The sequence below is a fragment of the Streptomyces californicus genome (genome assembly GCF_000717645.1).
GTDB classification, from domain to species: domain Bacteria; phylum Actinomycetota; class Actinomycetes; order Streptomycetales; family Streptomycetaceae; genus Streptomyces; species Streptomyces californicus.
This window is the reverse complement of sequence record NZ_JNZZ01000027.1, coordinates 57063-71879: the sequence shown is the minus strand read 5'-3', so window position 1 is coordinate 71879 and position 14817 is coordinate 57063. Positions and strand designations below refer to the sequence as shown.

Annotated in this window: 1 protein-coding gene; it reads right to left on the bottom strand. The window is 72.3% G+C overall.

Annotated features, from left to right (window positions below):
• On the bottom strand, positions 1–14724 hold a 14724-nt coding region (locus IF19_RS0129140), incomplete at its 3' end, for a non-ribosomal peptide synthetase (RefSeq protein ID WP_136975156.1).
• Between the last annotated feature and the right edge of the window lie 93 nt (positions 14725–14817).

Genomic DNA, 14817 nt, shown 5'->3' with positions numbered 1-14817 from the left:
CACAGGCCGCACCCCCGCCACCAACGCCCCACGCGCCACACCAGCACCCACCACACGCAACGCCAGACCCCCCACCGTCGGCGACTCGAACACCGCACGAACGGGCAGTTCGACGCCGAACGCGGTACGGATGCGGCTGATCAGCCTGGTGGCCCGCAGCGAGTGCCCGCCGAGTTCGAAGAACCCGTCGTCGATGCCGACACGGTCGACACCGAGAACCTCGGCGAACAGTCCGCGAAGGATCTCCTCCGCCGGGGTGCCGGTGGCGGCGCGGTCCGCCCGGGCGCCGGCGGGACCGGGCGACGGCATCGCGTCGCTGTCCACCCGGCCGTCCGCGGTCAGCGGCAGCCGGTCCAAAACCACCAAGGAGGCCGGAACCAGATGATCGGGCAGGGCGGCCCGTGCGAAGGCCGCGACGGCAGCGGGCGTGACGGTGGAACCGTGAGCCGGCATCAGATACGCGACGAGCGATCCGTCCCGTACCGCCACGGCGGCCCGGGCGACGTCGTCGTGTTGGGCCAGGACCGCCTCGACCTGTGTCGGATAGGCCGTGAAGCCCGGTATCGGCAGTGGCGCCCCGACGAACTCGAGCTCGCCGTCGGCGGTCCAGCGGACCAGGTCCCCGGTACGGACCATCCGCGAGCCGGGGGCGCCGAACGGGTCGGCGATCACCGTCGGCGCGGAGCCGAGCAGCGGCCCGCCGACGTGGAGCCGGCCGACGACGCCCGGCGGAACCGGGCACATGCCCGCGTCGAGCACGTACAGGACGGTGCCGGGCAGCGGGGCGCCGAGGGGCACCACGGCGTCCCAGTCGTCCGGGTCACAGGCACGTTCCGTGACGAGGCCTGCGGCCTCGGTCAGCGAGTAGCCGTGCCACAGCGGCACGTCCACCACGTCGAACCAGGCTCGTTGGAGCGGCTCGGCGAGGGCCTCGCCGGAGCAGAACACCCGCCGCAGACCGGCCTGCGGCAGAGCTGGGTCGCCGAGGAGCACGGGCAGCTCGGAGGGCGTGACGTGCAGCGTCGTGACAGCGTGCGGGAAGTCGTGCGCGGCGGCGCGTACGACGGTCGCACCGGCAGTGAGGGGCCAGAGCACCTCGTCGATCTCGCCCACCGTCCCGGGTGCGGCCGTCGCCCGGACGCGGTCCGTGCCGTCCAGGCCGTGGACGCTCTGCCGGGCCGCGACGCGGGCCGCGACGACGTCCTGCGGGACGACGACGGGCGTACCGGTGCGGGTGCGCAGGACGAACGGCTCGCCGCTGACGACCGCTGCCAGGATTCCGGCGGGCGGCTGTGCCAGGAGTTGCCCGTACGTCGTCCCGACGTCACCGTCGACGATCGCGACGGCGTCCGCCGGCTGCGCACTGATCAGTTCGAGCAGGGTGGGTGAGTCCACCGGTGCCTCGGCGGTGTGCCCGTGCACGGCGTGCGGCAGCGCGATCCGGTCCACGACGACGTCCGCGTCGGCGCTCACCGTCTCCAGCACATGGACGAACTGCGCGGCCATCCGCTGCGCCGTGGTGGCGTCGAAGAGGTCCTCGGCGTACTCCAGATCGATGCCGATGCCCTCGGCCGTGCCGTCCGCACCGACCGTCTCCTGCACGTGCAGGGTCAGGTCGAAGCGGGCCGCTCCCATCTCGACGTCCTCGTCGAACGCGGCGGTCAGGCCGGCCAGGGCGAAGTCGTCCTCGTCGTCGTTCTCCAGGACGAGCATCACCTGGAACAGCGGGTGGTGGCCCAGCGAGCGCCCGGGGCGCACCACGTCCACCAGTCGTTCGAACGGCACGTCCTGGTGGGCGAACGCGGCCAGGTCCGCCTCGCGGACCCTGCCCAGCAGGTCGCGGAAGGAGGGGGATCCGGACACGTCGGTGCGCAGCACGAGGGTGTTGACGAAGAAGCCGACGAGGTCCTGGAGGCTGTCGTCCGTCCGTCCCGCGACCGGGGTGCCGATCGGGATGTCGGTTCCCGCGCCCAGCTTGGACAGCAGGAGGGCGAGGGCCGACTGCAGCACCATGAACAGGGTCGAGTTGGTCTCCCGCGCCACCGCCTGGAGGCGGCCGTGCAGCTCGGCGGGGATGCGGATGCCGACCTCGGCGCCGCGGTGGGTCGCCTCGGCGGGCCGCAGCCGGTCCGCCGGCAGGGGCAGCAGCTCGGGCATGCCCTCCAGGGCGCCCTTCCACCACGTGAGCTGCCGGCTGACGAGGCTCTCCGGATCGCCCTCGGCACCGAGCAGCTCGGACTGCCACAGGGTGTAGTCGGCGTACTGCACCGGCAGTCCGGGCCAGCGCGGTGCCCGGCCGGCCCGCCGGGCGGCGTACGCGGTCGACAGGTCGCGTGCGAGCGCCCCGGTCGACCAGCCGTCACTGGCGATGTGGTGGACGAGCAGGAGCAGCCGGTACTCGTCCGGCCCGTCGTGGAACAGTGTGGCGCGCAGCGGGGGTTCGGTTTCGAGGTCGAAGGTGTGCCGGGCCGCCTCCGCGGGATCCGCGACGCCGGTGGCCAGTACGGGCCTGGCCTCGTCGACTCCGAGCACCCGCTGGTAGGGGGTTCCGTCGGCATCGGACGGGAAGACCGTGCGCAGTGCCTCGTGCCGTGCCACGACGTCGCCCAGCGACGCTTCGAGGGCCGCCGCGTCGAGCTCGCCGGTGAGCGTGATCAGCATCGGCACGTTGTACGTGGTGCTCGGCCCTTCGAGCCGGTGCAGGAACCACAGGCGCTGCTGGGCGAAGGAGAGCGGCACGTGCGCCGGACGCTCCCTGCGGCCCAGGGCCGGCCGGCCGGAGGACGCGCCGTCGATCCGGGTGGCGAGCCCCGCCACCGTGGGCTCGGCGAACAGCGCCCGCACCGACAGCTCCGCCCCGAGCTGCGCCCTGATGCGGCTGAGCAGCCGGATCGCGGACAGCGAGTGGCCGCCGAGGTCGAAGAAGTTGTCGTCGATGCCGACCGCGGCGACGCCCAGCGTCTCGGCGAAGAGACCGGCGATGATCTCCTCGGCGAGGGTGCGCGGGCTGCGCCGGACCGCGGCGGTGGTGAGCTCCTCGGCCGGGAGTTCGGCGGGGATCTCCGTGACGACGACGAATGCGGTGGGCACGAGGTAGTCGGGCAGCACGGACTCGGCGAGGCGCCGTGCGGACGTCGCGTCGCCGGCGTGGACGACGTGGGCGACCACCCGGCCGGAGCCGGCGACGACGGCGGCGTCGGCGAAGACCTCGCGCAGCCGGGCCGCGACTTCGGCGGGGTTCACGCGGAAGCCGCGCACCAGACGTACGTCCTCGGGGCGCCCGAGGAACTCGGTGGTGCCGTCGGGGTGGCGGCGTGCCAGCTGTCCCGAGGGGAGCGCGGCCACCACGCCCGGGGGCACGGGACGGCCTTCGGCGTCCACGAGGGCGGTGTCCCGCTCGTCCTCGGACACGAGGTCGAGTTCGTGGACCGGCGCGGTCGGATCGGCGGCGGCCGCGGTGAGCAGCCGGACGAGGCGGTCGCCGAACGCGGTCATCGTCGCCCGGTCGAACAGGTCGGTGGCGTATTCGATCTCGCCGACGATTCCGGCGGGCTCGCCGTCCGGTCCGTACCGCTCCTGCAGACGGACGTCCATGTCGAACTTGGAGGCGTCGCCGACCACGTCCTCGAGCCGGGTTTCGAGGCCGGGGACGGTCAGCTTGACCTCGTCGAAGTTCTCGAAGGTCAGCATGACCTGGTAGAGCGGGTGCCGTGCGAGCGACCGCACCGGGTTGACCACCTCGACGAGGCGCTCGAACGGCACGTCCTGGTGGGCGAACGCGGCCAGGTCGGTCTCGCGGACGCGCTCCAGCAGTTCGGCGAACGTGGGACGGCCCGAGACATCGGTGCGCAGCACGAGCGTGTTGACGAAGTAGCCGAACAGATCTTCCAGGGCTTCGTCGGTGCGCCCGGCCACCGGGGTTCCGATGGCGATGTCGGTGTCGCCGCTGAGCCTGCTCATGAGGGCGGTCAAGCCGGCCTGGATCGTCATGAACAGGGTGGTGTTGCCCTGCCGGGCGAGCCGCAGCAGAGCGTCGTGCAGGGCGGAGTCCAGGCGCAGCGGCTCCTCGGCGCCTCCGTACGTGGCCACCGGCGGCCGGGGCCGGTCGGTGGGCAGGTTGACGAGCTCCGGCAGACCGCGCAGGTTCTCGGTCCAGTAGGCGAGCTGCCGGGAGATCGCGCTGTCGGGGTCGTCCTCGCGTCCGAGCAGCTCACGCTGCCACAGGGTGTAGTCCGCGTAGTGCACGGGAAGCGGTGCCCAGCCCGGGGCGCGCCCCTCGGCCCGTGCCGCGTAGGCGATGGAGAGGTCGTCGCCGAGCAGGGTCTCCGACCAGCCGTCGCTGGCGATGTGGTGCATGAGCGGCAGCAGGGCGTGTTCCTCGTCGCCGAGCCGGAACAGAGTGCAGCGGATGGGCAGTTCGGTGACGAGGTCGAAGTGGTACTGCGCGGCCTCGGCGAGAGCCGCCTCTAGGTGCCGCTCGTCGTCGACGTCGGTGGTGATCAGGTCCACCACCGCTTCGTCCGCGGGCACGATGTGCTGGTAGGGCGTGCCGTCGGCCTCGCGGAACAGGGTGCGCAGCCCCTCGTGCCGGGCGACCACGTCGTGCAGGGCGGTCCGCAGTGCCGGAACGTCGAGCGGCCCCGAGAAGCGCATGACGAGGGGCACGTTGTACGTGGAGCTCGGGCCTTCGAGCCGGTTGAGGAACCACAGACCGCGCTGGCCGAAGGAGAGCGGCACCCGCTCGGGACGTTCCATGGGCTCCAGGGCGCGCCTGGCCTCACCCGCCTGGTCCGTCCAGCCGGCGAGCCCGGCGACGGTCGGCGTCTCGAACAGCGCCCGGACGGGCACCTCCACCCCCATCGCGGACCGGACGCGGCTGATCAGCCGGGTGGCGAGCAGCGAGTGCCCGCCCAGCTCGAAGAAGTTGTCGTCGATCCCGACCCGGTCCACGTTCAGCACGTCGGCGAAGAGGACCGCGAGGAGCTCCTCGCGCGGGTTGCGCGGTCGCCGGCCCTCCGCGGCACCGGACAGCGTGGGCGCGGGCAGGGCCTTGCGGTCGAGTTTGCCGTTCGAGGTGAGCGGCAGCCGGTCGAGCGTGACGAAGGAGGCGGGGACCATGTGGGCCGGCAGCACGTCCACGACGTGCTTGCGGACCCGGGCGGTGTCGCCGCCGACCACGTACGCGGTGAGCCGCGGATCGCCCGGCTGGTCCTCACGCACGATCACGGCGGCCTGCGTGACGTCCGGCGCGTCGAGGACCGCGGACTCGATCTCGCCCAGCTCGATCCGGAAGCCGCGGATCTTCACCTGGTCGTCGGCCCGGCCGAAGTAGGACAGCGTGCCGTCCGCGGCCCGGCGGGCCAGGTCTCCGGTGCGGTACATGCGGGTCCCGGGCGGGCCGTACGGGTCGGCGACGAAGCGCTGTGCGCTGAGGCCGGGCCGGCCGAGGTAGCCGCGGGCCAGGCCGGCCCCGGAGACGTACAGCTCGCCGGTGGTGCCCGTCGGGACGGGCTGCAGGCCCTGGTCGAGGACGTACACGTTCAGGTCGGGGATGCCGACGCCGACGACGCTGTTGGCGGTGGTGGCCGCCGAGACGCGGTCGAGCGCGTGGTGGGTGACGTGCACCGTGGTCTCGGTGATGCCGTACATGTTGACCAGCACGGGAGAGTCGTCGGGGTGCCGGTCGTACCAGGACGACAGCCGCCCCAGGTCGAGCGCTTCACCGCCGAAGACCACGTACCTGAGCGACAGCTCCGTGCCGGGGTTCTCCTCGTCGGCCTGCATGAGCTGGTAGAAGGCGGACGGGGTCTGGTTGAGCACGGTGACGCGCTCGTCCGCGAGCAGCCGCAGGAAGTCGAGCGGAGACCGGCTCACGTCCTGCGGAACCACGACCAGCGTGCCGCCGCGCAGCAGCGGCCCCCACAGCTCCCAGACGGAGAAGTCGAACGCGTAGGAGTGGAACAGCGTCCAGACGTCGGACGCGTCGAAGCCGAACCACTGGTCCGTCCGCGTGAAGAGCCGTACGACGTTCTGGTGGGGGACCAGGACGCCCTTGGGCCGTCCCGTGGAGCCCGACGTGTAGATGATGTACGCGCCGTTGTCAGGGCGCAGGGCCGGGCGCGCCGGATCGGTGACGGGTCCGTCGGCCAGTTCCTCGATGACGACGTGGGCGCTGCCGTCGGGCAGGGCCACGTCCGCGCGGAGGCTGGTGACGACGACGGCAGGGCGAGCGTCCTCCACGACGAAGGCGATGCGCTCGGCCGGGTAGTTCGGATCCAGCGGCAGGTAGACGCCACCGGCCTTGAGGACGCCGAGGACGCCCACCACGAGGTCCACGCTGCGCGGCAGGGCGAGCGCGACCACGGACTCCGGGCCCACGCCCTGGGCGATGAGGGTGTGGGCGAGTCGGTTCGCCCGGGCGTTCAGCTGCGCGTAGGTCAGGCGCTCCGTGCCCTCGGCGACGGCGATCGCCTCGGGGTGCGCGGCGGCGGCGGCCTCGAACAGCGCGGGGACGGTCGTCCGCTCGGACGGCGGAGCCGGTGCGGTCCACTGCGCCAGCAGTTCCCGGCGTTCCGCCGGGGCCAGGATTGCCGTCTGCCACAGCCTCTGGTCCGGGTCGGCCACGACCGCCCTCAGCAGCCGGGCGAGCCGGTCGACGATGTCCTGCACGGTGGACCGGTCGAACAGATCGGTGGCGTACTCGACCAGGCCCGACAGCCCGGCGGGCTCGCCGTCGGGGCCGTGGTTCTCCTGCATGTCGAAGTCGAGGTCGAACTTGGCGACCCCGGAACCGACGTCCTCCAGACCGGCCCGCAGACCGGGCAGGCTCAGGTCCGCCTCGGCGTTGTTCTGGAACAGGATCATGACCTGGAACAGCGGGTGGTGCGCGAGGGAGCGGGTCGGGTTGAGCACCTCGACCAGGCGCTCGAACGGCACCTCCTGGTGCGCGTACGCGGCCAGGTCCGTCTCGCGGACCCGGGCGAGGAGTTCCCGGAAGGTCGGGTTCCCGGATGTGTCGGTGCGCAGCACCAAGGTGTTGACGAAGAAGCCGATCAGTTCGTCGAGCGCCTCGTCGGTCCGTCCGGCGATGACTCCGCCGAGCGGGATGTCGTCGCCGGCTCCGAGCCGGGTGAGCAATCCGGCCACCGCCGCCTGGAACACCATGAAGAGGGTGGTGTTCGTGTGGCGGGCGAGTTCGAGCAGCCCGGCGTGCAGGTCGGCGTCGAGCTCGAAGTGCACCTCGTCGCCGCGGAAGCTCGCGGCGGAGGGCCGCGGCCTGTCCGTGGGCAGCTCCAGCTGCTCGGGGAGCCCGGCGAGGTTCTTCTGCCAGTAGGCGAGTTGCCGCGACAGCAGGCTCTGCGGGTCGCTCTCGGAACCGAGCAGTTCACGCTGCCAGAGCGTGTAGTCGGCGTATTGGACGGGCAGCGCGGACCAGGCCGGCGCCTGCCCCTCGGCCCGCGCCGCGTACGCGACGGAGATGTCCCGCGCGAACGGTGCGTCCGACCAGCCGTCACTGGCGATGTGATGCAGCAGGAACAGGAGGACGTGCTCGGTCTCCGAAAGCCGGAACAGGGTCACGCGCAGCGGCAGTTCGGTGGCGAGATCGAAACCGTAGCGGGTGGCGACGGCGAGTTGCTCGGCGAGCCCGGCCGCGTCGGTCTCGATCAGGGTGACCTGCGGCTGCTCGGCGTCGGCGATCAGCTGGTAGGGCTGCCCGTCCACCTCCGGAAAGCGGGTGCGCAGGCTCTCGTGCCGCGCCACCATGTCGCCGAGGGCGGCTTCGAGTGCCGCCTGGTCGAGGGGTCCCGACATGCGCAGCAGCAGCGGCACGGTGTAGGTGGCGCTGCGGCCTTCGAGCCGGTACAGGAACCACAGGCGCCACTGCGCCGCCGAGACGGGGATGTGCTCCGGCCGTGTCATCGGGCCGAGGGCGAGCCGCGACTGCTCGGCGCCCGTCATCCGTTCGGCGAGTTCGGCGACGGTGGGGGCCTCGAAGAGGTGCCGGATGGCGAGTTCCACGTTGAACATCGAACGGATGCGGCTGAGCAGCCGGATCGCGGTGAGCGAATGCCCGCCGAGGTCGAAGAAGCTGTCGTCGATGCCGACGGTCGGCACTCCGAGCACGGCGGCGAAGAGACCGCAGAGGATCTCCTGCTCCGGGGTGCGCGGCGCACGGAAGGAGAGGGGCACGGTGACGCCGCCCTCGTCGTCCGTACCGCTGGCCCGCGCCGCGGCCGGTGCGGTGCCCGGAGCGGTCGCGGCCACGGCCGTCCCCGTCCCGACGAGTTCTCCGACGGGCACGGAGGCGTCGTCCACGAGAGCGGTGAACAGGCGGACGAGGTCGGCCGCGAGCGCGTCGATCTGCGAACCGTTCAGCAGGTCCGGCCGGTACTCCAGGCGCAGCTTAAGCCGCGACCCGGGAAGCACCGAGAGCGTCAGCGGGTAGTGGGTGGCGTCGTGGTCCTCCAGCACGCTCGCGCGGAGGCCGGGTGCGGGTTCCCATACGTCGTCGTCGTCGTGCGGGTAGTTCTCGACGATGGTCAGCGTGTCGAACAGGTCGCCCAGTCCACCGAGCCGCTGTACGTCGTTGAGTCCGAGATACTGGTGCGCGATCAGCCGGGACTGCTCGTCCTGTACGCGCTCCAGCATCCGCTGCAGGGACTCCGCCGCGTCGAGCCGGACGCGGACGGGCAGCGTGTTGATGAACATGCCGACCATCGCCTCGCTGCCGGGCAGCTCCGCGAAGCGTCCGGAGTACGTGGAGCCGAACACCACGTCCTCCTGTCCGGTGCGGGCGCGGAGCAGCAGGCTCCACAGGCCCTGGACGGCGGTGTTGAGGGTGATCCCGTACTCGCGCAACCGCTCCTGGAGCCGCCCGGACACCGTGTCGGGCAGGTCGCAGTAGACCTGGAGCGGACGGGCGGGTTCCTCCGTGCCCGGCTTGGCGAGGAGGGTCGGTGCGGCAAGCCCGTCGAGCGCGCTCCGCCAGGCGTCGTGCGCCGCCGAACGGTCCTGCCGGGCTATCCAGGCCAGGTGGTCGCGGAACGCGGCCGGCTCAGGCAGGGTCTCGCCCCGGTAGAGCGCGAACAACTCGTCCAGCACCAGCTGCATGGACCAGCCGTCGAAGAGGATGTGGTGGTTGACGAGGATGAGCCGGTGCTCGTCCTCGGCGAGCCTGACCAGGGTGAAGCGCAGCAGCGGCGGCCGCCCCAGGTCAAAGCGCTCGGCACGCGCCTCGGCCACGATCCGGGCGAGGGCGGGTTCGCGCTCGGCCTCGGTGAGTCCCGCGAGGTCGACCTCCCGCCACGGCAGTTCGAGGCCGTCGACGACCACCTGTACGGGCCGGGGCAGCCCCTCGTGGTGGAAGCCCGCCCGTAGGTTCGGGTAGCGGTCGAGAAGGGAGGCCGCAGCGGTGTGGAGGGCGCGCGGATCCAGCGGGCCCCTCAGCGCGAAGACCTCCTGGACGGAGTAGAGGTCGGCGCCGGAGTCGTACAGAGCGTGAAAGAGCAGGCCCTCCTGGAGCGGGGCGAGCGGCAGCACGTCGACCAGGTCCGGCAGTGCCCCTTCCAGCGCCTCGATGTCGCCTTGCGAAAGGTCCACGAGGGGCAGGTCGGACGGGGTCAGTCCGCCGCCTTCGACGGCCGCGAGATCGGCGAGTGAGGCGAACCAGCCGTGCGCCAGTTCCCGTACGTCGTCCTCGGCCAGCAGGGCCTTCGACCAGGTCCAGGTCGCGACGAGCTGCGCTCCGCGGGTGTGGTCGACGATCACGGCGTCGAGCTCGATGCCGAGGCCGAGCGGCGCGGTTCCGTCGAAGCCCGCGCCCAGCGCGGGAGCCTCGGGCGCGGGCGCCCAGTCGGCGAGTTCGGGGGCGGCGTAGCGGCCCAGGTAGTTGAATCCCAGCTGGGGGCGGCCGTACGCGGCCAGTTCCGCGGTGGAGCCCGGGTCGCGGTGCCGCAGCAGCCCGTATCCGAGGCCGTTGCCGGGCACCGCGCGCAGCTGTTCCTTGACGAGCTTCAGGGCGCGGACACCGTCCGCGCCTCCGGGGTCGACACGGACGGGGAACGCGCTGGTGAACCAGCCGACGGTGCGGCTGAGGTCCAGTCCGGGCACGATGTCCTCGCGGCCGTGGCCCTCCAGTTCGAGGAGCAGCGCGGAGTCGTCGACCCCTCGGCGGCCGCGCCACGCGGCGACGGCCAGCGAGAGGCCCGTGACCAGCACGTCCCGGGCGCCTGCGCGCACGGCGGCGGAGGGCGAGGTGAGCAGCGCTTCGGTGACGTCGGCCGGCAGGGTGAGCGTCACCGTCCCGGCCTTGGCCCGCACATCGATCGCCGGGTCCAGGGGCCGGTCGCCGAGGAGCGGGTCGGGTGTTTCCAGCACCGACCGCCAGAAGGGCAGTTCACCGGTGCGCCTGCTCGCCTCCTCGCCGAGGAGGGTGCTCCACCGCCGCAGCGAGGTCCCGACCGGTTCGAGGGCCTCTCCCTCCCAGGCCGCCCGGAGGTCGCCGAGGAGGGGCTGCCAGGAAACGGCGTCCACAGCCAGATGATGCACGAGCAGCAGCAGCCGTCCGGCCTCCGCCCCGGCGTCGAACCACACCGCGCGCACCAGGTCGCCCCGGTAGGGGTCCAGTTCCGCCTGGGCGGCCCTGCCGTGCTCCTCGATCGCCTCGCGCAGCGCGTCGGCGTCGGCGCCGGCGGTGTCCACTCGGCGGGCGGTCGCCGTGACGGCGCCCGGCGCGGGGACGGTGAGCCCCCACTCCTCGTCCAGGGTCAGCCGGAGTGCGTCATGCCGGTCGAGGACCGCCTGGAGCGCGGCGGTCAGACGCTCGGTGCCGAGCCCGCTCGGCACGACGAGCAGCATCGACTGGTGGTAGCCGTCGACGGGACCGCCGAGGTCGCGCAGTTCCGCCATGACCGGGGTGGGGAGCAGCGGTCCGGTGGCGATGTCCTGGGCGACCGGGGCGGTGTGGTCCGCCACGCGGGCGGCTGCGGCGATGCGGGCGACGGTCTTGTGCTCGAAGACGTCCCGTGGCGTGATGCGCAGTCCGGCCTTGCGGGCGCGGCTGACCAGCTTGATGGAGACGATGCTGTCGCCGCCGAGATCGAAGAAGCCCTGGCCCGGGTCCACCTCGGGCAGGCCGAGCACCTCGGCGAAGAGCGCGGTCAGCAGCTCTTCCTCGGGAGAGCCCGCCGATTCGTGGCCACCGGAGACGGGAGAGGGCAGCGCGTCGACGTCGAGGCGGCCCCCCTCGGTGCGCGGCAGCTCGGCGACGGGGACGTACGTCTCCGGCACGAGGAAGTCGGGCAGTGCACGGGCGAGGTGATCACGAAGGTCGACGGAGCGTACGGAGAGGCCGGGGGCGGTCACGACGTAGGCGACGAGGCCGTCCGTCACGGCCGCGTCGATGAGTGCGGGGTGGGCGAGCAGGGTGTCGACGGTGCGGGAGACGTCGACCGGGGCTCCGTCGACGAGGATCGGCGGGCGCAGGCGTTCGATCCGGCCGTCGAGGGTGTACCGGGCCGGGGAGCCGTCGAGGATGCCGACCACGCCGTCGGGCACCGGTCGTCCGTGCTCGTCGACCACCTGGTCCGAGCGGTCCCGGATCACGGCGCGTTCATCGTCGGTGAGCAGGTCGATCGTGGAGATCCGGCGTTCCGGCTCGGCTGCCGCGGCAAGCAGGAACCGGGCGAGCCGCGCGATGAGCGTGTCGATCGAGGCGTCGTCGAAGAGGTCGGTGGAGTACTCGGCGACCACGTCCACTCCGGCCGGAGCGCCCGTCTCGGAGAAGCGCTCCTGCAGGCGCAGGTCGAGATCGAACTTGGCGACGCCGGTGGAGGCTTCGTCCACCTCGACGGTGAGGCCGGGCATGGCGGGTGCGGCCGTGCCGAGGTTCTCGAAGGTGAGCATCACCTGAAAGAGGGGGTGGTGCGAGAGGGACCGGGCCGGATTGAGCGCTTCGACCAGCCGGTCGAAAGGTACATCCTGGTGCGGGTAGGCGGCCGCGGCCGTGCGGTGCACCCGGTCCAGGAGTTCCCGGAAGGTCGGGTCGCCCGAGGTGTCGGTGCGCAGCACGAGCGTGTTGACGAACAAGCCGACGAGGCCGTCGAGCTGCTCGTCCGGCCGCCCTGCGGTCGGGGTGCCGAGCGGGATGTCGGTGCCGGCGCCGAGCCGGGTCATGAGCGCCGCGAGGGCGGCCTGCACCACCATGAAGACGGTGCGGCCGGTGGAGCGGGCGAGCGCGATCACCCCCCGGTGCAGCTCGGCGTCGAGGTGTCCGCGCACCTCGTCACCGCGGAAACTGGCAGCCGGAGGCCGGGGGCGGTCGGTGGGAAGTTCGACGCGCTGCGGCAGCCCGGCGAGCGCGGTCCGCCAGAAGTCGACGCCGTCCGCCTCGCCCTGCCAGAGGGTGTAGTCCGCGTAGGTCACCGGCAGGTCGTCCCACGCCGGTTCCTCCCCGATGCGACGGGCGGCGTAGGCCAGGGACAGGTCTTCGATCAGCGGACGCTCGGACCAGCCGTCGCTCGCTATGTGGTGCATCAGGAGGAGGAGGGTGTGCTCGTCCTCGCCGGGTCGCGAGAACAGGCTGGCTCGCAGCGGCGCCTCACTGCGGAGGTCGAACGGGTGGCGGGCCGCCGCGGCCGCCGCACCGTCGATGTCGGGGGTGCTGACGACGGTGAGCGTGGCGAGCGTGTCGAGAACCTCCTGGCGGGCGACCCCGTCCGTCTCCGGGAACACCGTCCGCAGGGTCTCGTGCCGCAGGGAGACGTCGCGCACGGCGGCACGGAGGGCCTCGGGGTCCACCTGTCCGGTCAGCCGGAGGACGAGGGGGATGTTGTAGGTGGCGCTCGCGCCTTCGAGCCGGTGCAGGAACCACAGTCCGCGCTGGGCGTGGGACAGCGGCATGGGATCGGGGTGCTCGGTGCGGGTCAGTGGCGGCCGTGCCACCGCCGCCCGATCCAGACAGGCGGCCAGGCCGGCGACGGTGGGCGCCTCGAACAGGGCGCGAACCGACACCTCACGGTCGAGCGTGGTGCGGATGCGGCTGATGAGCCGGGCCGCAAGGAGTGAATCGCCGCCGAGATCGAAGAAGCCGTCGTCCGCACCGACGCGGTCGACGCCCAGGACGTCGGCGAAGAGTCCGGCGAGAACCTCTTCGGCGGCCGTTCGGGGCGCGCGGCCGGCACCGGAAGTGAGTTCCGGAGCGGGCAGCGCGGCACGGTCCAGCTTGCCGTTCGGGGCGAGCGGAAGCTCGTCGAGCATCACGTACACCGACGGCACCATGTGCTCGGGCAGCCGGCCGGCCAGCCGGTCCCGCACCGTATCGACCTCCACCTCGCCCACGACGTAGGCGACGAGGCGCTGCTGTCCCGGACGGCCCTCGTGCACGGCCACGGCCGCGCGGGACACCTCGGCGAGTTCGGTCATCGCCGCTTCGATCTCACCCGGCTCGATCCGGAAACCGCGGATCTTCACCTGGTCGTCGGCTCGGCCCGCGAATTCGATGAGCCCGTCGGCATTGCACCTGGCCAGGTCCCCGGTTCTGTACATGCGCTCGCCCTCGGCGAAGGGGGAGGCGACGAACCGCTGTGCCGTCAGGCCGGCCCGGCCCAGGTACCCGCGGGCGAGCTGGACGCCGGCCACGTAGAGCTCGCCCACCTCACCGAGTCGCACGGGCCGTAGGGCGCTGTCAAGGATGTGCACCTCGGTGTTGGCGACCGGGGACCCGATGGGGACGGTCCGGTAGCTCTCGCCGGGCCGTACGTCGTACGCCGTCACATCGATGGAGGCTTCGGTGGGGCCGTAGTGGTGGCAGAGCCGTAGGTCCAGCTCGGTGACGACCTCGTCCGCCAGAGAGGGCGGCAGGACTTCTCCCGCGACGAAGAGGAGTCGCAGGGCGAGACCGGAGGCGTCCCGGATCGCGGGCAGAGCGACCGCGAGCAACGACGGAACGAACTGAGCGACCGTGACACGGTGCTCGACCGCGTACTCGATCAGCAGGTGCGGCAGGCCCACCACGTCGTCGGGCGCCATGCAGATCGTGGCGCCGGCGATCAGCGGCAGCCAGATCTCCGAGCCCGACGCGTCGAAGCTGAAGGCGGTCCGGGCGAGCACCACGTCCGACGCGTCGACATCCCACTGGCCGGCCTGCCACAGCATGTGGTTCGAGACGCCCAGGTGCGGTACGACCACGCCCTTGGGCAGTCCCGTGGAACCGGACGTGTAGATGACGTAGGCCGCGTTCTCCGCACGGATCGCGATGCCGGGGGCGGTGTCGTCGCCCGTCGTCAGGTCGATGTCGTCGAGAAGGACGACAGGGGTCGTGGTGTCGGGCAGCGTGGCACGGGTGGCACCGGTCGTGAGCAGGACCGACGGCCGGGCGTCGGTCAGCATGAACGCGATGCGCTGAGCGGGGTAGCGCGGGTCGATCGGCAGGTATGCCGCCCCGGTCCTCAGTACGGCCAGCATGGCGACCACCGCGTCCGCCGACCTCGGCACGGCCAGTGCCACGACCTGCTCGGGGCCCGTTCCGATACCGATGAGCCGTCGGGCCAGCCTGTTGGCCCGGCGGTCGAGTTCGGCATAGCTGAGCACGGTCGAGCCGAAGACCACGGCCGGGTGCTCGGGAGCCCGCCGCACCTGCGCCTCCACCAGTGCGGGCAGCGGCATCGCCGCCGCATCACCGCCCATGCTCGGCCCGATCGGATTGCGCGTCGCACGACGGTCCACGCTGCTGGCTCCTGTACTTCGTCGACAACTCGTAAAGCCGGGGCGTACACGCACGTCCGACACGGTGCCCGACCGTAGGGAGCGGCACTTTCA